This is a genomic window from Auritidibacter sp. NML120636 (assembly GCF_003185945.1).
GTDB classification, from domain to species: domain Bacteria; phylum Actinomycetota; class Actinomycetes; order Actinomycetales; family Micrococcaceae; genus Auritidibacter; species Auritidibacter ignavus.
This window is the reverse complement of sequence record NZ_QHLO01000007.1, coordinates 1-20,672: the sequence shown is the minus strand read 5'-3', so window position 1 is coordinate 20,672 and position 20,672 is coordinate 1. Positions and strand designations below refer to the sequence as shown.

General features: G+C 59.7%; 16 protein-coding genes. 12 read left to right on the top strand and 4 right to left on the bottom strand.

The annotated features are described in order from the left end of the window. Window positions 1–8 precede the first annotated feature (8 nt). Window positions 9–2,315 carry a chorismate-binding protein gene (locus DCC25_RS07325; RefSeq protein ID WP_110099892.1) on the top strand — a complete coding sequence of 769 codons (2,307 nt, stop codon included), beginning with the start codon at window positions 9–11 and terminating at the stop codon, window positions 2,313–2,315. Continuing rightward, on the top strand, window positions 2,312–3,313 hold the full coding sequence (locus DCC25_RS07320) for a hypothetical protein (protein WP_110101185.1): 1,002 nt from the start codon (window positions 2,312–2,314) through the stop codon (window positions 3,311–3,313). Before DCC25_RS07325 ends, DCC25_RS07320 begins: the two co-directional genes overlap by 4 nt. Window positions 3,314–3,354: 41 nt before the next feature. Here the strand turns inward: DCC25_RS07320 and DCC25_RS07315 are convergent, their stop codons facing one another. Both DCC25_RS07315 and phoU read right to left on the bottom strand, forming a co-directional pair. After that, complete coding sequence (locus tag DCC25_RS07315) at window positions 3,355–4,566, bottom strand: DUF4921 family protein (RefSeq protein WP_233487957.1); 1,212 nt, start codon at window positions 4,564–4,566, stop codon at window positions 3,355–3,357. Between the two features lie 165 nt (window positions 4,567–4,731). Further along, window positions 4,732–5,394, bottom strand: coding sequence for a phosphate signaling complex protein PhoU (gene phoU, locus DCC25_RS07310; RefSeq protein ID WP_110099894.1), 663 nt, complete (start codon window positions 5,392–5,394; stop codon window positions 4,732–4,734). Between the two features lie 321 nt (window positions 5,395–5,715). On the opposite strand from phoU, the gene DCC25_RS07305 reads away from it, so the two are divergent. Both DCC25_RS07305 and DCC25_RS07300 read left to right on the top strand, forming a co-directional pair. Then, window positions 5,716–6,849 carry a cell wall metabolism sensor histidine kinase WalK gene (locus tag DCC25_RS07305; RefSeq protein WP_110099909.1) on the top strand — a complete coding sequence of 378 codons (1,134 nt, stop codon included), beginning with the start codon at window positions 5,716–5,718 and terminating at the stop codon, window positions 6,847–6,849. Next, complete coding sequence (locus DCC25_RS07300; RefSeq protein ID WP_110099895.1) at window positions 6,846–7,526, top strand: response regulator transcription factor; 681 nt, start codon at window positions 6,846–6,848, stop codon at window positions 7,524–7,526. Before DCC25_RS07305 ends, DCC25_RS07300 begins: the two co-directional genes overlap by 4 nt. Window positions 7,527–7,652: 126 nt before the next feature. Here DCC25_RS07300 and DCC25_RS07295 read toward each other — a convergent pair whose 3' ends face one another. Beyond that, window positions 7,653–8,195, bottom strand: a complete 543-nt coding sequence (locus tag DCC25_RS07295; RefSeq protein WP_110099896.1) for a hypothetical protein — start codon at window positions 8,193–8,195, stop codon at window positions 7,653–7,655. A gap of 183 nt (window positions 8,196–8,378) precedes the next feature. Here DCC25_RS07295 and cysS point away from each other — a divergent pair, with 183 nt between their 5' ends. From cysS to glgB, 8 genes are all read left to right on the top strand, one after another. Next, on the top strand, window positions 8,379–9,827 hold the full coding sequence (gene cysS, locus DCC25_RS07290; RefSeq protein ID WP_110099897.1) for a cysteine--tRNA ligase: 1,449 nt from the start codon (window positions 8,379–8,381) through the stop codon (window positions 9,825–9,827). Continuing rightward, window positions 9,824–10,747, top strand: coding sequence for a 23S rRNA (guanosine(2251)-2'-O)-methyltransferase RlmB (gene rlmB / locus DCC25_RS07285; protein WP_110099898.1), 924 nt, complete (start codon window positions 9,824–9,826; stop codon window positions 10,745–10,747). The genes cysS and rlmB overlap by 4 nt, the downstream gene beginning before the upstream one ends. An 8-nt stretch (window positions 10,748–10,755) precedes the next feature. Further along, a complete protein-coding gene (gene glgX, locus DCC25_RS07280) occupies window positions 10,756–12,876 on the top strand; it encodes a glycogen debranching protein GlgX (RefSeq protein ID WP_233242881.1) in 2,121 nt (706 codons plus the stop codon). A gap of 81 nt (window positions 12,877–12,957) precedes the next feature. Beyond that, a complete protein-coding gene (locus tag DCC25_RS07275; RefSeq protein WP_110099900.1) occupies window positions 12,958–13,959 on the top strand; it encodes an ABC transporter substrate-binding protein in 1,002 nt (333 codons plus the stop codon). 99 nt (window positions 13,960–14,058) lie between these two features. Then, window positions 14,059–15,036 carry an ABC transporter permease gene (locus tag DCC25_RS07270; protein WP_110099901.1) on the top strand — a complete coding sequence of 326 codons (978 nt, stop codon included), beginning with the start codon at window positions 14,059–14,061 and terminating at the stop codon, window positions 15,034–15,036. Beyond that, window positions 15,029–15,820, top strand: a complete 792-nt coding sequence (locus DCC25_RS07265; protein WP_110099902.1) for an ABC transporter ATP-binding protein — start codon at window positions 15,029–15,031, stop codon at window positions 15,818–15,820. Before DCC25_RS07270 ends, DCC25_RS07265 begins: the two co-directional genes overlap by 8 nt. A 79-nt stretch (window positions 15,821–15,899) precedes the next feature. After that, on the top strand, window positions 15,900–18,008 hold the full coding sequence (locus tag DCC25_RS07260; protein ID WP_110099903.1) for an alpha-1,4-glucan--maltose-1-phosphate maltosyltransferase: 2,109 nt from the start codon (window positions 15,900–15,902) through the stop codon (window positions 18,006–18,008). Then, on the top strand, window positions 18,005–20,251 hold the full coding sequence (gene glgB, locus DCC25_RS07255; RefSeq protein ID WP_110101184.1) for a 1,4-alpha-glucan branching protein GlgB: 2,247 nt from the start codon (window positions 18,005–18,007) through the stop codon (window positions 20,249–20,251). The genes DCC25_RS07260 and glgB overlap by 4 nt, the downstream gene beginning before the upstream one ends. A 241-nt stretch (window positions 20,252–20,492) precedes the next feature. Here glgB and DCC25_RS11610 read toward each other — a convergent pair. Continuing rightward, window positions 20,493–20,672: hypothetical protein (locus DCC25_RS11610; RefSeq protein ID WP_221040951.1), on the bottom strand; the 180-nt coding region annotated here is incomplete at its 5' end.

The window sequence follows — 20,672 nt, the reverse complement described above, 5'->3', positions numbered from 1 at the left end:
CCGCCACGATGGTGTCGGCTCACCGTCTGCTGGTGATCGATCACCAGGACTCCTACACCTATAACTTGGTCGACCTACTGGCTACCATCTCGGCAACCACCCCCACGGTGGTCGAACACCGTGAGATCACTGCTGAGCTGGTGGCCGCAGTGCGCGCCGGAGCCTACACACATGTGGTGGTCTCACCCGGTCCGGGGACCCCCACCCGAACCCAAAACTTTGGAGCCACCGCCGACATCATCCGAGCAGCCGGTGATATTCCGGTACTTGGGGTCTGCCTGGGTCTGCAAGGCTTGGCGATGCTACACGGAGCCACCATCGACCGCCTACCTCACCCCGCCCACGGCCAGGTCTGTGCGATCCAGCACTCTGGGGAAGGGATCTTTTGCGGGATCCGCCAACCCACCACCGCGGTGCGCTACCATTCGTTGCAGGTTACCGATCTGCCTCAGGGCCGGATGCGGGTGCATGCCCGCACCGAGGATGACGTGGTCATGGCGCTGAATGTTCTCGATGAGCAGGGCGGGCCCACCAACCACTGGGCAGTGCAATATCACCCCGAATCGGTGCTGACCGGGCACGGTCCAGATCTGATCCGGAACTTTCTGGCTCTCGGAGACACCGCGCCTACTGGATCCGGGAGCACCTGCCAGAGTCCTGTGGACAGTCGGTCGGCCAGCATCCAGCACGCCCAATCCCAGCCGGAACCCCAGGCCCGGGCCGAATACCGGATCTATCACCGCCAGCTCAACGGGTATCGGGCCGATACCGCAGCGACCTTCGCGCGCCTGCGCGCACGTGCGCGCACGCCCGAGACCGATGTGGCGATCTGGCTGGATACCTCCGCGCCCAGCTCAGCCGGTGCCACCGGACCGATCCGCAGCATCCTGGCTGCACATATCGGCCCGCTGTCCCAAGTGGTCAGCTACCGGGCCACCGATGAGCAGTTGTGGGTGCTCACCGGCTCGGCTGCGGATGCCGGGAACTTCCAGCAACTCCGCGGGAACGTATTGGAATATTTGCAGGACCACCACCTGCTAACCGACGCCACTGACCTCAGCCACACCGCCCCGGGGCCGGTTGGATTCCGTGGTGGGTGGTTGGGGTATTTCGGATATGAAGCTTGGCAGCACATCACCCCCGGTCTCCTCACGGCACCACGTCATCGGTCCCAGGTACCCGACGGGTACTGGTTGCGCCCACAGTGTTTCACTGTGATCGAGCCCGATACCGTCCACCTCTACGCTATCGGTGACCCGCGGCTGCTGGATGATCTCCACCAGGATCTGGTGCCACTGGGTCCCCAGACTGACCCGCCACCGGCAATCGACGAGCGACTCCTCAGCAAAGACAGCTCGCTGACCCCACCCGGTGACACCGGGTCTTGGCAACTGGGTGACGAGCAGTACCTACAGGCAATCGACCGGATCCAGGAACACCTGGCGGCCGGGGATGCCTACGAGGTATGTCTGACCGATACTTACACCCAAACCGTGCCCGAACAGCTCGACACCTTCGCGCTGTATTGCCGGCTACGTCAGGCCAACCCGGCGCCATACTCGGGTTACTTGTGTTTTGACTGTTTTGCAGGGCTCGAGCTCGACCGCTTCGGTCGGACCGATCATCGTTTGGAGATCCTGTGTAGCTCGCCCGAACGATTCCTGACGATTTCGAAAAACGCTGTGGGGGAACGAATTGTCGAATCCAAGCCCATCAAAGGCACCGTGGCGCGTAGCGCGGATCCCGAGCGCGACCGGCAGATCATCGCCGAGCTGGCCACCGACGAGAAAACTCGGGCCGAAAATCTCATGATCGTGGACCTGCTACGCCACGACCTCAGCCGAGTGGCCGAACCCGGCACCGTACACGTGCCACAACTGATGAATATCGAAACCTACGCAACTGTGCACCAAATGGTGTCGACTATTACCGGTCGGCTTGCGCCCCAGACCAGCGTGGCCGAGGTACTGGAAGCCAGCTTTCCCGGCGGGTCGATGACCGGTGCACCGAAAGTCCGGTCCCTGGAGATCATCGATGCGCTGGAGGCTGGCGCCCGGGGTGTGTACTCGGGCACCATCGGTTGGCTGGGAACTCAAGGGGAAGCCGACCTAAATATCGTGATTCGCACGCTGGTCCGGCATGGATCACGGGTCTCGATCGGCGCCGGTGGGGCCATTGTCGCCGACTCGAACCCTCAGGCGGAACTGGCCGAACGCAATCTCAAAGCCCAGGTGCTGATCACCGCGCTCAACCGCGCCGTCCAGGAGACGACCGGCGACAGTACCCGAACAAGGCCGAAAGGGGAACGACCATGATGCTGGTCTATGACCTGAACCGCGACCGGTTCGACCCGGTTCCGGCGGAGGCCAGCGCCGAGGGGCGAGTGAACGCGGACCAGGTGGTGTTGGCCGAGTCTTTTCGGGTTCGGCACGGTGCCGCACCGGATCTCCGGCGCCACCGAGACCGCTTCCTGGACGGGTGGTATCGATTGAGTGCGCAACCGGAGACCGCTGGCCTTGTGCCCTGCCTCAGCGGTGGCACTGCACCGATCGAACACATTTGGTGGCGAGGCATTCAAACGTTGTCAGAACACGTCACCGACCGGCCAAACCCGACCACCGAGCGCCCGGATCTGTTCCCCCGGATTGCGGTCGAAATCCCGGATCGGTCTGCCCGGGATGCTCCGACGCCGAAGGTGACCTTGTCGTTACGAGTTGCGGCCCCGTTCCGGCAGATAACCCGCCTGTGGATTCCGGCAACCCCTGATCCACGACGGTATCCGATGGTCAAAGGCCCCGATCTGGCGAGATTGGCTACCTTTACCCAAGACTCTCGGGCCACGGCGATCCGAGAGGCGGACGTGGACATCGACGATGTGGTGCTCCACGACGGACGAGCCGTGTGCGAAGCCGGTAGCGCTGCCTTGGCGATGGTTGACGACGATCAGCTGGTGTTCTTCTCCGGGGAGGCCAGACTGCCGTCCACCAGTCTGGCCTGGCTCCAACAGGCGTGTGCAGAAACCGGGGGTACCTTCGGGGCGATGCGCATCACCGCAGGCACGGTCTTGCTCGATGACTTCCTCCGCCGGGTCACCGATCCTCAAGCGGGGGGAGCCATCTATTTCAATGCGCACCGTGGCCCCAGCGCCGTGATCTTGGCCGGGGCAGAGAACACTGTTCCGAACGTAGGCCGGACGTCGGTGAGTCAGGATCTGTTGGAATGGGTCGAGCGCCTGCGCCTCCGGTGGCTGGACAGCTTCAGGCCCGTGGAGCAACAGTGGCGACAGGGGCTAACCGAGGTGGCGCCGGGTTAGCTGGCGGGGCTAGTGTATTGGGTTGCCCGGTGCGCTACTGCTCAATCTAGATACCGGAGTGAATTCAGCCGATAGGAGCACTCCTCGCCGATTGCCACCGTTTCCGCAATGAGACCCTCATCCCTGAGTCGAAAGAGCTCCGGGAGGACCCGATCGCGTAGCGTCCAGGGATCGATGGTGTTGACATAGATCTTGGTGCCACCTTCAAAACCAGCGAGCGTGGAGACCCGCCATTTCATCAGCACCCGCCACGGCATATTCACAACCGAACCGATCGGCTGGGCGTACCACTCTTCATTGGCCGGCACGAGAGGACCGGTGGCGGCGTGCATTGCCTGGACGAGATCGGAGACGCCCCGTAGCTCGTCGGTGGTGTGGTCGAAGGGCTGGGCGTGTTCGGAACGGGACCACACTTCCAAGCAGGGGTAGCGGTGCCCCACCCCGGCGAGCATGACCGCATGCTCGTTTTCGGCCAGCACGAGGTTGTGATAGCCAGCGTAGTCAACGGCGGCTTCGTTATACAGGTTGGGATTCTGGCGTAGCAAAGTTTCTTCACGTGCTGCCCACACGGGAGGTTGGTCAATGCCGACCAGTTGTTTATGCAGGTGATCGAAACTTGCCCCGGCGGGTTTGAGCCAGTTCTGGAAGACCTGGACATAACGCACGTAACGGTTGTGGGCATAGATACTGTGCATCGCGTCGGCGCTGAGTTCAAAGAACGCCGCATGTTCATCGGGTGTCAACGTACCGGCTGAGGCTAGCTGGTCACTCCGGGTGGCTCCCGGCTGGAAATGGTGGCGGCCGATGATCAGCTCGTGGCCGCCACCGAAGAAGGATAGTGTCGCGTTTTCCCGGGCTGTGGCGGTCGACTCGATACCGGAGGCCTGGAGCTTGGTGGTGACAATGTCGTCGACGTGTTGCCGACCTGCCGGATCTGCCAGATACCGTTGCATCCGATCACGGTCGGAATGAGAAAGCTGATAGCCGTAGTTTTTCGCCCAATAGTCGTAGCTGAGGATCTCGAACAGGTTGGGCACCCGCCGGAAGTTCCACGGGTCCTCGGTCACCTGGCTGGCAGTTAGCCCGGTCCGAATGGCTGAGCCCACGGTGATTCGGGATTTTTCCGGGGGCGTGTCCATCAGTCTGCCGGGACAAAACGCACAGAAGTGGTCGACCCCGGCGGGGTCGAGGGGCTTAACTGCTGGGCTCGCTACGTTGAGGGGCCGATGGGCTCTGCCGGGGACGGTCCACACCTGGGTGCCAGAAAAATGGGTTGGTCTGTTTGACGGTGCCGTCGGTCATCTTGGTGAGCGGGGGTGGGTACAGCGTGTCAGACCAGGTGGGAACCATAAGTCCTACAGTATGCGAAACGGCCCCGGTGGAGAACCGGGGCCGTGCGCGGGGTAGAGGTGACAGTCTTACTCGGCGGAGGCCACGTTCGGCTCCCACTCACCGGTGACCAGGTAGGCCACCTTGCGAGCGATGGAAACGCTGTGATCGGCGATCCGCTCGAAGTAGCGAGAAGCCAGGGTGACGTCAGCGGTCTGGTACGGGGTACCTTCCCAGCTAGGGTCGGCAATGGCAGCGAAGTTCGCTTCGTGAATCTCGTCGATTTCGGTGTTGAGCTTGACGATCTCACGGGTGAGATCCAGGTCGTGAGTCTTCAACAGTTCATCAAGCTTGACGGCGACCTCGACGGTGTTGTCTGCCAGAGCCTTGAAGGCTTCACGGCGGGATTCCGGAACGACGTGCTCGGGGTAACGCAAGCGGGTCAGCTGAGCGATGTGGCGAGCCAGGTCGCCGGTGCGCTCCAGCGACGACGACATACGCAGGGCTGCGACCAGGGTGCGCAGGTCAGTGGCTACCGGCGACTGTAGCAACAACAGCTCGATGGCTTTCTCGTCCAGGGTGTTCTGCAGATAGTCGATCCGAGCATCTTCGGAAATAACGGTCTCAGCCAGCTCGACATCGGCGGTTTCGAACGCGGTGCGAGCCTGCTCAACGGCACGGCGCACCAAACCGGCAATTTCTTCCAGCTGGTCTCCCAATGCCTTCATATCGGCCTGGAATAGTTCACGCATGTGAATTGTCCTCTTTTCTAGGGTGTCTTTGCTGTCAGTCTAGTCAGCGCGCCGTTTAACGAGCAGTCAGAGCACGGAGAACAGCACAGTAGCCGGCCGCAGGCGCGCGGCCACGTCCCACCATCTCGTACTGAAGTTAACGTCATTTAAACACAAACTAGCTTGGTGTGCACGATAGGTGGCTTTAAAACTTCCGGTGGACCAGAGGCGTTTTTCTCCGTACGCAAGCCCAAAAATTCGGTACTGTGTTGAGGTGTGAACGACCCGGTAGTTATTGGCATCATCTGCGGATTAGCTGGTGTTGTGCTGGGTGTTTTGGCCATGTGGGCGTTGAGAGCATCCGAACAGCGCCACGCGATCCACTACGAGGTCGACGAGCCCTCGATCCCCACCGGCGCAGCTGAAGTTTTGGCTGTGGTGGGGCGCGCTTATGCGGTCGTGGACGCTGTTGACGGTGTAGTGCGAGCTAATCCATCGGCCTATGCATTCGGTCTGGTTCGGGGCCACCGGCTGGCCCAACACAAGCTGATCGAATTGACCAGACGTGTCCGTGCTGATGGTGCAATTATCGACCAGCGCTTTGAACTGCCGCGTGGACCGCTGGGAGAAGGCGCCTGGATGGTCCAGTTGCGGGTGGCGCCATTGAGTGACGAATACATTTTGCTCTTGGCCGAAGATCGTTCACAGGTTTCTCGGACCGAAGCGATCCGTCATGATTTCGTTGCCAACGTCTCCCACGAATTGAAAACCCCGGTGGGCGCGATCCGGTTGCTGGCCGAAGCGATCGATGACGCAGCCGATGACCCGCTGGCGGTGCGACGGTTTGCCGATCGTTTGTCGGTGGAATCAATGCGCTTGGGTGCCTTGGTGCAAGACATTATCGAACTCTCGCGCCTGCAGGGTAAAGACCACGTCGATACGGCCGAACCTGTGCGTATTCCTGGACTGGTCCGTGAAGCGATGGATCGGGTGCGTACGGAAGCTGAACGGAAAAATATTACGCTCAAGACAGCGCAGATGGCCGATGCGATGGTCTTCGGCGATGCTGACCAGCTCATGACAGCGATCCGTAACCTGATCGATAACGCGGTGAGCTACTCACCCGATGACACTACGGTGGGCATCGGCGTCAAGATCGCTAAGGGCCTGGTCCAAATCTCGGTGACGGACCAGGGACCGGGCATCGATGTCGACGAACAAGAACGCATCTTTGAGCGTTTTTATCGCGTCGATAGCGCCCGTTCTCGAGGAACCGGCGGAACGGGTCTGGGCCTGAGTATTGTAAAACACGTGATTGCTAACCACGGTGGTGAAGTTTCGGTATGGTCGCGCGTGGGGCATGGATCGACATTTACGATCCGACTTCCGCTTGTCGACCCTGACACTGTGGATATTATTGACAAAGATGACACGAAAACCACCACCGATCACGGTGGGAAAGGAGAGCGGCCATGAGCCGTATTCTCGTGGTGGAAGACGAACCTTCCATTAGCGATCCACTGTCCTACCTTTTAGAACGAGAAGGGTTTGAAACCACCGTCGTTGAGGATGGGAATGAGGCGGTTGAGGAGTTCGAACGCCACGGTGCTGACCTGGTATTGCTGGATCTGATGTTGCCGGGACAGTCAGGTACCGAAGTCATCCGTCAGATTCGGCAGAACTCGACGGTTCCTGTCATCATGCTCACTGCGAAGGACTCCGAGATTGACAAGGTCGTGGGCCTGGAACTTGGCGCCGATGATTACGTCACCAAGCCGTATTCATCGCGTGAGCTTGTCGCCCGGGTACGTGCGGTACTGCGTCGCCAGTCTGAACCAGAAGACACCGAAGCCTCGATTATCGAAGCGGGCAATGTGCGCATGGACGTTGAACGGCACGTGGTATCGGTCGACGGTGAAAATATTGCGATGCCGCTGAAGGAATTCGAACTCCTCGAGATGCTGTTGCGCAACTCCGGGCGCGTGCTGACTCGCGGGCAACTGATCGATAGGGTATGGGGCCCCGATTATGCCGGTGACTCCAAGACCTTGGATGTGCATGTCAAGCGGTTGCGTACCAAGATCGAACCAGATCCTGCCGAACCGCGCTATCTAGTCACGGTGCGTGGTCTGGGCTATAAATTCGAGCTCTAGTTCTCGTCTTCTCGTCGCGTTTTCTTTTCCTCACCACAACGGCGGTGGGACTGCATCGTGAAGATCAGTTCCACCGCCGTTGTGGTGTGCCGGTAGGACGGCCCGGATCGCGCTGGGGTAGGCGGGCTAGTGCCCTTCGTAGTCCTCGGAGTAGGGGCCTTCGTAATCCTGCAGGTGTTCCACGTTTTCTTCCGGATCAAAGTCTTCTTGCGGCACGAACTGCCGGTACTCTTGCAGAGTGCCATCCAGCACGCTGACCTGAAGGTCTGCTGAATCGCCCATGCTCTCGACCTCAGAGTCCACCATCTCGCCGGGCGCACCCGTGGTGTTGTCGATGACCACAGCGTTCTCATCGTCTTCCAGAGCAATCCGTTCGCCGGCGGGAACAGTCCACGTGGCCGAGTCAGACCCGACCTTAATAGTGACCGTGGCCTCTGCATCCGACCGGTTATCCAGGCTACCAATGAAGCGACCGGCCCCATTGGGCTCATCAGAAACCAGAGCCAGGTTGCGGATCGCCATATCGGAGACTTCGACTTGGACGCCGTCGGACGGCGCATAATCCATGGTGGTGGCCTGGTCGTTGATAAACATACAACCGCTGGTACCGAAAGCGGCCGCGACAACCAATCCCACTCCGGTCGCGCGACGGATAATAGAACCCTTCACGGTGGTTTCTCCTCAATAAAGGTGCGATGAAAAAGTCAAAATAACTCAACCCCGAGGTTACCGTAAAAAGCTAGCGAATGCTTCTGTATGGCATCCCCTCATCGGGGCCTAGCCGAGCACCCGACGACATTCAGCCGATGCCAGCTTAGGGTTCAGCAAGTCGACCCGGTAGACTCTGTACGCGTGGCACAACGATTTTATGACTCCAAGACCGCACAGATCCGCGACTTTGAACCTCTGGTTCCCGGTAAAGTCTCGCTGTACTACTGTGGTGCCACCGTGCAGGGCAAACCACACGTCGGTCATATCCGCTCCGCTATTGTTTTCGACATCCTGATTCGCTGGATGGAGTACAGCGGTTTCGACGTCATCTCGGTGCGTAACGTGACCGACATCGATGACAAGATTCTCGACCGCTCAGCGGCTTCCTATGGGGAAGACTTTCAGCCCGATTCGCTGTATCCGTCCGAAGATCCATGGTATGTGCTGGCCTACCGTTTCGAACGGGCCTTCCACGAGGCCTACACGAGCGTTGGGGTGCGTCCGGTCAGCTATGAACCACGCGCGACCGGTCATATTCCGGAAATGATCGTGCTCATTGAGCGGCTGATTGAGGCTGGACACGCTTATCCGGCCCTGGACGGCTCAGCTGACGTGTACTTCGAGGTGGCCTCATGGGCCGAGTACGGATCGTTGACTCGCCAGTCCATCGATCAAATGCAGGATGCAGCCGATGCCGATCCGCGCGGGAAAAAGGACCCCCGCGATTTTGCGCTATGGAAAGCCGCCGACCCGAAAGACCCCGAGACCGCCGGTTGGAACTCACCCTGGGGTCGGGGCCGGCCAGGGTGGCATCTGGAATGCTCGGCGATGTCGACCAAGTATCTGGGCGCCCAGTTCGATATTCACGGTGGTGGCCTCGATCTGCGGTTCCCCCACCATGAAAACGAACTGGCCCAATCAACGGCTGCCGGAGATGGGTTCGCTCGATACTGGTTGCACAACGGGCTGGTGACGATCAACGGGGAGAAAATGTCGAAATCGATCGGCAATATTGTCACCCCCGAACAAATGTTGGCCTCGGCCCGCCCAACCGCGGTGCGCTACTTCTTGGGTCAGGCCCACTATCGGTCGCAACTGGATTATCAAGACTCCTCATTACAAGAGGCCCAGGCAGCCGTGGAACGCATTGAGTCCTTCCAAGCACGGGCAACCCGTACCGTGGAGGCCACCGGCGAGCGCCAGGTGGCCCCGGAATTCCGGGCGGCTATGGAAGATGACTTGAATGTCCCGCAGGCGTTGGCTGCTCTGCACGCCACCGTGCGTGCCGGTAATATTGCTCTGGATACCGGAGATTCTGTCGCTGCGGCCCAAGCGCTGGATCAGGTCAATACGATGGTTAGCGTCCTCGGGCTGGATGATGTCCCAGAAAACGATGACGTGGCCGGAAACAACCAGGTGCTGGATGCGGTAATTCAGGCGCAGCTTGACGCTCGGGCCCAGGCGCGCGCGGATAAAGATTGGGCTACCGCCGATACCATTCGCGACACGCTAGCCGCTGCCGGGATTACCATCGAGGACACGCCTTCGGGCGCCGAGTGGCACCTGGCAGAAAGGACATCGAGACCATGAGCAACCCCCGCAAGAAAAAAGGCCCCACGAAGGGTAGTGGTGGTCAAGGACGGCGCCGTCTAGAAGGGAAAGGTCCCACTCCCAAAGCCGAGGATCGCACCTGGCACAAAAACTATAAACCCAAGAAAAAACGACCCACGAAGGCGCCGAAAACCAAACACGATGCGGTGGCCGGACGCAACCCGGTCGTGGAAGCCCTGCGCACCGAGATTCCAGCCACTGGATTGTATGTGGCCACCGGCGTGACCATGGACGAACGGATCCGTGAGGCCTTGAAACTCGCCGCCGATCGAGGTCTTCCGGTGCTAGAAGCCACCATGCCCGAGCTGGACCGGATGACCCGGGACGCCAAACACCAAGGGATTGCTCTGCACATTCCGCCCTATAAGTACCAGGACGCCACGGAATTGGGCCTGCAGCTGATGGCGGATTGGAACCGTGGCTACCGGCACGAGCCGCCATTGATCGTGGCTCTGGACTCCATCACCGACCCCCGCAACCTGGGTGCGATGGTCCGCTCTGCTGCTGCATTTGGGGTCGACACCGTGGTGGTGCCCGCCCGTCGCTCGGTGGGCATGACCGCCACCGCCTGGAAGACGTCTGCCGGTGCCGCTGCTCGGCTCCCGGTCTCCCAGGTCGTGAATTTGCCGACCATGCTCGTTGAATATCAGAAGGCCGGCATGTTTGTGATCGGGCTGGATGGCCACGGTAACCAAACCCTGCCGGGGCTTCCTCTCGCCACGGAACCTCTGTGCGTGGTCGTCGGTTCCGAAGGAAAAGGACTGTCTCGACTGGTTGCAGATACTTGTGATCAAATTGTCTCGATTCCGATTGTTGAGTCCACCGAGTCACTTAATGCCTCGGTGGCTGTGGGCGTGAGCCTGTATGAAATTTCCCGCCAACGAAACGGTCGTGCATGACTGAAACGATGACATCCACCTATCCCTCACGGCCCAACCCGTGGGGGCTGTCCGAGTCCTTAGAACAAGTTCCCGACCGCTGGTTGCAGAACTTTGCCGTCTACGCGCCCGGGTTGCAGGCCGCTGATGTGGTCTTCACCTCCGCCGGGCTACCGCTGGACCACACTCCCGGCCTGGAGGATCTCACTCGCGTCCAGTTGCCGGGATTGAGCGGTGGCGTGCACCACGGGGTGATCCCGGATCTGCATGACGGGGCGATGTATGCCATCATCGATCGCGCCACCGCCGATGAAGACATCCTCGAGGCCATCCTGCTTGACCCCTACGCTGCTGCGGTGACCGAGCGGGAAGGCTATTGGTGGTCGGTGGCCATGCACAGTTCCTTTGACTGGGACGGAGTGACCCGCCCCCAGGTACCAATGCGTGACACCGTCATCTATGAGGCCCATGTGGCGGGTCAGACCAAGCTACACCCGCACATCCCCGAGCACCTGCGTGGCACCTATGCCGGCATGGCTCACCCGGTGATGATTGACTACCTAAAAGATCTGGGCATCACCACGATCGAGCTGTTGCCCGTCCACCACTGTGTCTCCGAGAATCACCTGGTCGATAAGGGGCTGGATAACTACTGGGGCTACAACACCATCAACTACTTCTCCCCGCACCCCCGCTACGCCACAGCAGAATCCCAGGCTCAAGGCCCAGCGGCGGTGGCCACCGAGTTCAAGGGCATGGTCAAGCTGTTGCACCAGGCCGGGCTGGAGGTCATCCTGGACGTGGTCTATAACCACACCGCTGAAGAAGGCCAAGGTGGCCCGGTGCTGTGCTGGCGCGGGTTGGGCGATCGTGCGTACTACCGGTGGGACCCCACCGGTGAGCACTACGACGACACCACCGGTTGTGGTAATGCGCTGGACTTTTCCAATCCCGCCGTGGTGCGGATGACGCTGGACTCGCTACGCACCTGGGCTAGTGATTTCGGGGTCGACGGCTTCCGTTTTGATCTGGCGACCACCCTGGCTCGTGACGAGGAAAACACCTTCTCGCCAACCCACCCGCTGTTGGTGGCCATCACCCAGGATCCGGTGCTGTCCAAAGTCAAGATGATCACCGAGCCGTGGGATGTCGGCATGGGAGGATGGCGGACCGGGCAATTCCCGCCCGGATTTTGCGACTGGAATGACCACTATCGCGATATCGTCCGTGAATTCTGGGTGCTCGGCCGGCGCGCACTGGTGCGCGGGGAACAACCCAGTACCCTGGGACGGTTCGCCGATGTACTGGCCGGCTCGCAGAACATCTTTGCCGAATCCGGGCGCTCGCCGCTGGCCTCGGTCAATTTCGTCACCGCCCACGATGGATTCACGCTGGCCGATGTGGTCAGCTACGACCACAAACACAATGAGGCCAACGGCGAAGATAACCGAGATGGAACCGATAACAACCGGTCCTATAACCACGGGGTGGAAGGTCCCAGCGATTTGCCGTCGGTTTCCCAAGCCCGGATGCAAACCCAGCGCAACGTGTTGGCGACCCTGGCCTTGTCGCTGGGGGTCCCGATGATTACTGCTGGGGACGAAATCGGACGTAGCCAAGGCGGAAATAACAACGCCTACTGTCAAGATAATGAGATCTCCTGGACCGACTGGTCGCTGTTGGACACACCCGAAGGTAAAGATCTTCACGATACGGTGCGCCTGTTGCTGACCATTCGGCGCAACTTCATGGCCGGCCAGCCCTACACTTACCCCTCGCAGTCGAACATGCTGTGGTTCAACGGCGAAGGCCGGCCAATGAGCGCGGTCGAGTGGGAATCCCCGCAAGAGCGTTTCTTGCAAATGTTGCTCTCCGCCCCCGAAGGTAGTGTCGACGGTCTCGTGGTCTTCAATGGGGGGCTGGAATCCGAACAGTTCCGAATCCCCGATCTGGCCGAGTTGGCTACAGAGGTTGCCGACGGAGACGAGGAACACGTTATCCCGGTCGCCTCGGGTCTGCCTTTTGTCCGTGAGCTGACCACCAACGTGCCGGACCGTCCGCGGCAAGGTGGACTAATCTATCCCGGTGAGACCGACACCATCGCCCCGTTTTCTGTGTCGATGTATTCCGTCCAACGGCACGAGTCCTAGCTTCTGAGGTGTAAAGTAATCTGGGTCACTGCACGTGCAGCGGTGACTGTATCACTCAACTCACCGATCACTGGAGAGCTCATGAAACACACTCGAGACCTACTGGCAGTATCCGCGACCGCGGTGATGGCCAGCCTGGCACTATCTGGATGCGGCGATAACGGTTCCGGGGGAGGCGACGGCGGGTCCTACCAGGTCGGGATCTCCCAGTACGTGGCTCACCCTTCTCTGGATGCTACCAGGGAAGGCTTCAAAGAGGCCCTGGAGGAAGCCGGACTCGAGGTTGACTACGATGAGCAAAATGCCGCCGGAGACCAGTCCACGGTGAACTCCATCTCCGGGAACTTCGCCAATAATAGCGACCTGGATCTGATCGTGGCCGTGGCAACCCCCTCGGCTATTGGTGTAGCGTCGGCGATCACCGATCGTCCGATCCTCTTCGGTGCTGTCACCGACCCGGTGGATGCCAACCTGGTGGAAGACTGGGAAGCCCCCGGTGGAAACGTCACCGGAGTCTCCGATCTGAACCCGGTCGAAGACCAGTTCCAGATGATCCGTGACGTAATGCCCGATGCCACCACCATCGGTATCCCCTACTCCTCAGCGGAGAGTAACTCCGAGGTCCAGGTGCGCTTGGCTCGTCAGGCCGCCGAAGAACTCGACTTCGAGATCGAAGAGTCCACCGTGACGAACTCCTCCGAGGTCCAGCAAGCGGTGAACACCTTCTCGGATGTGGACGCCATCTGGGTCCCGACCGATAACGTGATTGTCTCCACCCTAGAAACCGTGATCGGTTACGGAGAAGACCACCAGATCCCAGTCTTTGCCGGCGAACCTGATTCGGTCGAGCGCGGTGCGGTGGGCACCTTTGGTATCGACTACCATGCGCAGGGGCAACAGCTCGGTGAGATGGCCGTCGAGATTCTGGAAAACGGTGCCGACCCGGCAGAGATGGCCGTCATCCGTGCCGAGCCGGACACCATGGAAATGACTGTCAACCCCGGCGCGGCCGAGCGGATGGGCCTGGAATTCCCGCAAGAGACCCTCGACGAGGCCGTCACCGTCGGCGACGACACCGAATAAGGTAACGCGGCCAGACAACAGGCCCGCTCGAGAATCAACGAAACACAGAACAACATAACGGACAAGACAAAGACAAGTCGAAAAGGAACCGATACCGAGATGCTGGTGGGTATTGAACTCGGGCTGATCTACGCGCTGCTCGCGTTGGGTGTGTATCTGACCTTTAGGATCCTGGATTTCCCAGATCTGACGGTGGACCAATCCTTTACCACCGGTGCCGCCACGGCAGCGATGATGATGGTCCATGGGGGCAGCAACCCGTTGCTGGCCATGTTGGCGGCCTTCGTGGTGGGGGCGCTGGCCGGGATCATCACCGGTCTGTTGCACACCAAAGGTGGCATCAACCCGCTCTTGGCGGGAATTTTAACCATGCTCGGGTTGTATTCAATCAACCTGCGCATCATGGGTAACCAGGCCAACGTGCCACTGTTGGGTACCGAGACGATCTTCACCTGGATGGGCCCCTACGCCCGTACTTGGGTGTCGATATTGATCCTGCTGGTCGTGGTGTTGGCGATCAAGCTGATTCTGGACTGGTTCTTGTCCACGGACCTCGGTCTGGCGTTGCAAGCCACTGGTAATAATGAATCGATGGTGCGTAGTTTCGGGGTCTCTACCGACACCATGAAGATCATCGGTCTGGCTGTCTCCAACGGCCTGGTGGGCCTGTGTGGCGCCGTGGTCGCCCAGTCACAGGGATCGGCTGATATCTCGATGGGTATCGGGCTGATCCTGGTGGGGCTGGCCTCGGTGATCCTCGGACAGGCGCTGTTTGGTCAACGCAACGTGTTCATCGCCACCACCGCGGTGGTCGTCGGGTCGATCCTTTATCGCCTGGCGATCCAAGGGGCTCTCGAGCTGGGGCTGAACCCCAACGACATGCGCCTGATTTCGGCACTGATCGTCATCGCAGCGCTGCTGTTGCCCAAGCTCAAGATCGTGCGGAGACTACGACGCAAGCGCGAGATTAACGCAGATCCCTTGGGTCCGGTCCAACCCATGCCTGAATACCTGCCCAGCGAACATACTGCGGGGACCGCACCGCGGGCCACATCCCAGGAGGGTCATCGTGCTTGAGCTCACCAATATCTCCAAAACCTTCTTCCCCGGCACGCTTAACGAGCGCCGGGCGCTGAAGAGCATTAACCTGACCCTGAACGACGGCGATTTTGCCACCGTGATCGGGTCGAACGGTGCCGGTAAATCCACCCTGTTAAACGTGATCGCCGGCAAGCTGATGCCCGACACCGGTTCGGTGTTGATCGACGGTCAGGACTTGACCCGTACTAAAGATCACCGGCGTGCTGCCCTGGTCGGGCGGGTGTTCCAGGACCCGCTGGCCGGAACCGCGCCGGATCTGACCATTGAACAAAATATGGCCGTAGCAGCCAAGCGCGGGCGCACCCGCGGGTTGGCAATGGCGGTCCGTCGCGAGCAGCGCGAGTTATTCGCCCGTGAGCTGACGGTGCTGGAACTGGGACTAGAACACCGGTTGAAAACTAAGGTCGGGTTGTTGTCAGGAGGCCAACGTCAGGCCTTGAGCCTGTTGATGGCGACCTTCTCACATCCGCAGGTGATGCTCCTCGATGAGCACACCGCAGCCTTGGACCCGCAACGGGCCCAGCTGATCACCGAGCTGACCGCCAAGGTCGTCGAAGAACAGCAACTCACCACGTTGATGGTCACCCACAATATGTCCCAGGCGCTACAGGTCGGCAACCGGCTCATCATGATGCATGACGGAGAGATCATCTTTGATGTTTCTGGTGAGGAGAAATCCCAGTTGAGCGTTGCTGACTTACTGGAGAAATTCGCCAGCATCAAAGGTGCCGTCCTGGACGATAAAACCCTGCTGGATTAGGCATCCAGGCCTGATTGGCAACGATTCATCCGGCAACTCTGGCCCCGTGGTGCAGACCCACGGTAGCGTAGAGACCGTGATGATTCCCCACCAGGTCAATCCCACCGCCGAGAGCGTGATCCCGAGCGTAACCCGGATCCCCGTCATCGATGTCAGCCCGGTGGTCGATCAGGGGCGTTACCCGGCAACTGCCGTGCTGGGAGAAGATATCCCAGTCAGCGCCACCGTTTTCCGGGAAGGCCACGACTCCTTGGGCGTCACCGTGGTGTTGCTGGATCCGGAGGGGAACGAAGTCCAGCGGGTCAGAATGCATCCCGGCGCCCCGGGAACTGACCGGTGGCACGCCAGGATCCGGCCCTCCGCACTCGGACGGCACACCTTCGCGATCGAGTCCTACGCCGATGACTTTTTGACCTGGTACCGGGCCGCGGTGATCAAGGTTGATGCCGGGGTTGACGTGCAACTGATGTTGGACGAGGGCGTGCACCTGTTTGAACGCGTCCAACGGTCCCGCCCCGAACGCCAGAAGTTTACTCCGCAGGCTTGCGAGCTGTTCGCCGACGCTGTCACCGTGTTGCGGGATTCTTCGCTGAGCCCACAACAACGACTGGAACAGATCAACACGGCCGAACTTCAGCAGGTGTTGGAAGATCAGCCGCTGCGTTCGTTCGTGGGAACCACCGGCGGGTATCCGCTAGAGGTGCAACGCCTGGCCGCCGGTCAGGGGAGCTGGTACGAATTCTTCCCCCGCTCGGAGGGGGCCTATATCGACGAAGACACTGGACATTGGGTATCCGGAAGTTTCGCCACCGCCGAAAAGCGGTTGGCCGAGGTAGCCGAGATGGGGTTCACAGTGGTGTATTTGCCACCGATTCACCCGATTGGCACCACCCATCGCAAAGGTCCCAATAATACCCTCACCGCCGGTGAACATGACCCCGGTTCCCCGTGGGCCATCGGAAGCCCGCAGGGCGGCCACGATGCAATCCACCCTGATTTGGGGAAGAAGAAAGACTTCAAACGGTTCGTCAAAACCGCCCGTAAACACCAGCTGGAAATCGCGTTGGATCTGGCCCTGCAATGTTCTCCTGACCACCCGTGGGTGGAAGAACACCCCGAATGGTTTACCACCCGGCTGGATGGCACGATCGCCTACGCGGAGAATCCGCCGAAAAAATATCAGGACATCTACCCGCTGAACTTCGATCACGACCCGCAGGGCCTTGCTGAAGAGATCCACCGGGTGGTGTTGCACTGGATCAAGCTCGGGGTGAAGATTTTCCGCGTCGATAACCCCCACACCAAGCCGTTGTGGTTCTGGGAGTGGCTGATCGCCACGGTCCGGGAGGACCACCCCGAGACGGTTTTCCTGGCCGAAGCCTTCACCCGTCCGGCCATGATGCACGCGCTAGGAAAGATCGGATTCCAGCAGTCCTATGGGTACTTCACCTGGCGTAATTCCCGCGACGAGATTGCCGGGTACCTGCACGAAATCTCCCACGACACCCCGGCGTTCTACCGCCCCAACTTCTTCGTCAACACCCCGGATATCCTGACCGAGTTCTTGCAGTCCGGGCTACGCTCGGCCTTTGCTATCCGGGCCACCCTGGCCGCTACTGCCAGTCCGTTGTGGGGCGTGTACTCCGGGTTTGAACTCTTCGAACACGTCCCGCGTCCGGGCGCGGAAGAATACATCGACAACGAAAAATATCAGTACCGTCCCCGGGATTTTCGCGGTGCCGAAGCCGCCGGAAACTCGCTGGCACCCTATCTGCGACACCTTAACGCCATTCGCGCCACCCACCCAGCACTAGGGCAGCTGCAGAACCTGCAGTTGCACTCCGCTGATACCCCGAACATTTTGGTCTACTCCAAGGTGCGCAACGCTACCCCGGCAGGCATCCACCGCGATCGAGACCTGGTCACCGACAGTCTCGGGCCGGAACACAGCGACAGCATCGACCGGGTGATTGTCGTGCTGACCACCGACCCGGAACATGTTCAAGAAGCCACCATCACTCTGGACCGTGCGGCCCTGCAGTTGCCCGCAACCGGGGAGTTTCAGGTCAAGGACCTGATCACCGACGCGGTCTGGACCTGGTCCGATCAGAACTACATCCGGCTGGACCCCGGAATTCACGTGGCGCACATTCTCACCGTGTTGCCCCCTGAGGAAGAACAGTCGTGACCCACCAACCACTCAACCCCTCCGAACGTCGTACCGGCCCGGCCCCACTCGAGGTGCCGGCTGAGATCCTGCAACTGGTCTCGGAAGCCCGCTACCACCAGCCACACCAAGTGCTGGGCGCCCACGCGGTACCCGGGGTACTCACCATCCGCGTGTTGCGCCCCTTTGCTCGCTCGGTCACCGCGGTCACCGAGGAGGGGGACCGCATTGATCTGGTGCATGAGTTCGACGGGATTTGGGTCGGAGCCATCGCTCATGAGGACCCCAAAGATATTCCCGGCTATCGTCTGGTGATTAGCTACACCGATGACGAACATGACCAGTTCGAGATCGACGATCCCTACCGCCACTGGCCGACCGTGTCGAACGAGGATCTCGCAGCTTTCCACTCCGAGCACGGGGTGGAAGATCTCTGGCGGATTCTCGGAGCCAGGATTCACCCCGAAACCGGTGGCACCTCCTTCACCGTGTGGGCCCCCAACGCCCGCGCGGTGCGGTTGATCGGCGACTTCAACCACTGGGACGGCCGACTCCACGCCATGCGCAGCCTCGGAGAATCCGGGATCTGGGAATTACTGATGCCCGAAGTCGGTCACGGCGCCCACTACAAGTTCCAGATCCTGGGCGCTCATGGTCAGTGGGTCGACAAAGCCGACCCGATGGCCCGCTGGACGGAAGTCCCCCCGGCCACCGCATCGCGGGTGTTCGATCCGAATCACCCGAAGGCCTACACCTTTACCGACCAGGACTGGATAACTCACCGGGCAACCCATAATGTCCACAACGGTCCCATCTCGATCTACGAGGTTCACGCCGGGTCCTGGTCCCCAGAAGTCATGCACGAGCAGACCAAAGTCAGCTACCGCACCCTGGCGGATCAACTCGTTGACTACGTGACCATCCACGGCTTCACCCATGTGGAATTCATGCCCCTGGCCGAGCACCCCTTCGGTGGGTCCTGGGGATATCAGGTCTCCGGATACTATGCCCCCACGTCACGCTACGGCACTCCCGATGACTTCAAATACCTGGTCGATCGACTCCACGGAGCCGGAATCGGAGTCCTGGTCGACTGGGTACCAGCCCATTTCCCCAAAGATCAGTGGGCACTGGCCCAATTTGACGGGGCACCACTGTACGAATACGAGGACCCGCGGTTAGGTGAGCACCCCGATTGGGGGACCAAGGTTTTTGATTTCGGACGTCAAGAAGTCCGCAACTTCCTGATTTCTAACGCCTTGTACTGGCTCGAAGAATTCCACGTTGACGGTCTGCGCGTCGACGCCGTTGCCTCCATGCTCTACCGCGACTATTCGCGCAATGATGGTGAATGGGTCCCCAATGTTTACGGTGGTAACTACAACCTCGAAGCGATTTCGTTACTACAGCGGGCCAACGAGTTGGCTTACCAGCGCAATCCCGGCATTGTCATGGTCGCCGAAGAGTCGACCGCCTTCACCGGAGTGACAGCCCCGACCTCCTGGGACGGACTCGGTTTCGGTAAGAAATGGAATATGGGGTGGATGCACGATACCCTCAACTACCTTGCCGAAGACCCGGTTAACCGTAGCTGGCACCACAACGAGATCACCTTCTCGATGGTTTATGCCTACTCGGAGAAATACATCTTGCCACTTTCCCATGACGAAGTCGTGCATGGCAAAGGCGCCCTGGTCAACAAGTTCCCTGGAACCCGACAACAACAACTGGCCACACTGCGCGCCTACTACGGCTTCATGTGGGCCCACCCCGGCAAGAAGCTATTGTTCATGGGTGGAGAATTTGCCACCGACCGTGAATGGTCCGAACATGCCGGGTTGAACTGGAGGCTGATCGAAAATCTCAGCCACCGTGGCGTCATGAACGAAATCGCCGACCTCAATCAGCTCTACCGTAAGACCCCGGCACTGTGGGAACTCGACGATGATCCGGAAGGGTTCTGGTGGATCGACGCGCACGCCGCAGAGAAAAACCTGGTGGCGTTCCTGCGCTGGGACCGTAACCAGCAACCGGTATTGTGCTTGACCAACTTCTCCGGCATTGAGCACCGAGACCACACCGTCGAGTTGCCGGTACCCGGAGTCTGGCACGAAATCTTCAACTCCAACGCCGTTGAATACGGTGGATACGGAGGAGGGAACCTGGGACAGGTCACCACGCACCCAAACGCAGAAAACCCCTCTAAGAATGAAGCGCAGATCACTATTCCCACATTGACGACCCTGTACCTCTCACCGCGCTAAAACCCTTGACATCGCGGGGAAGTACAAGGAGTTCACCCCGATTTTGCACTCACGCAAAAAGCGTGTAATGTTGTCACTCGTGCCCGGGAGATGTTCGGAAACGAAGATCGGTCGGCACAGATGAGAACGGGATACGAACCGGATCATCATCCACAAAAAACCTAATATTAGCTCGCACCAGAGCGCTTGTGATGTAGATCACGACGTATCAAGTTGACAAGCTGAGAGTGATGAGCATATATTAGTAAAGTTGCTTCGGACGGAAACGATAAAAATTCGCTAAAGTTCGAAAGTGAACGGTTGTTTGATAACTCGATAGTGTGCCAAGTTTGTTGATGCCAAATTTTTTTTGTTTGGTTGCCATGGCCTCTTTTTTGCCTCGTTGGTTTTGGGGTTGTGGTTTGGCCAGTGGTGGGTTTTT

Excerpts from the sequence above, each read along its gene's own strand:
- DCC25_RS07325 (WP_110099892.1), top strand. The coding sequence starts at position 9 with ATGGTGTCGGCTCACCGTCTGCTGGTGATCGATCACCAGGACTCCTAC.
- DCC25_RS07320 (WP_110101185.1), top strand. The coding sequence starts at position 2,312 with ATGATGCTGGTCTATGACCTGAACCGCGACCGGTTCGACCCGGTTCCG.
- phoU (WP_110099894.1), bottom strand. The coding sequence starts at position 5,394 with ATGCGTGAACTATTCCAGGCCGATATGAAGGCATTGGGAGACCAGCTG.
- DCC25_RS07305 (WP_110099909.1), top strand. The coding sequence starts at position 5,716 with ATGTGGGCGTTGAGAGCATCCGAACAGCGCCACGCGATCCACTACGAG.
- DCC25_RS07300 (WP_110099895.1), top strand. The coding sequence starts at position 6,846 with ATGAGCCGTATTCTCGTGGTGGAAGACGAACCTTCCATTAGCGATCCA.
- rlmB (WP_110099898.1), top strand. The coding sequence starts at position 9,824 with ATGAGCAACCCCCGCAAGAAAAAAGGCCCCACGAAGGGTAGTGGTGGT.
- glgX (WP_233242881.1), top strand. The coding sequence starts at position 10,756 with ATGACATCCACCTATCCCTCACGGCCCAACCCGTGGGGGCTGTCCGAG.
- DCC25_RS07275 (WP_110099900.1), top strand. The coding sequence starts at position 12,958 with ATGAAACACACTCGAGACCTACTGGCAGTATCCGCGACCGCGGTGATG.
- DCC25_RS07270 (WP_110099901.1), top strand. The coding sequence starts at position 14,059 with ATGCTGGTGGGTATTGAACTCGGGCTGATCTACGCGCTGCTCGCGTTG.
- DCC25_RS07260 (WP_110099903.1), top strand. The coding sequence starts at position 15,900 with ATGATTCCCCACCAGGTCAATCCCACCGCCGAGAGCGTGATCCCGAGC.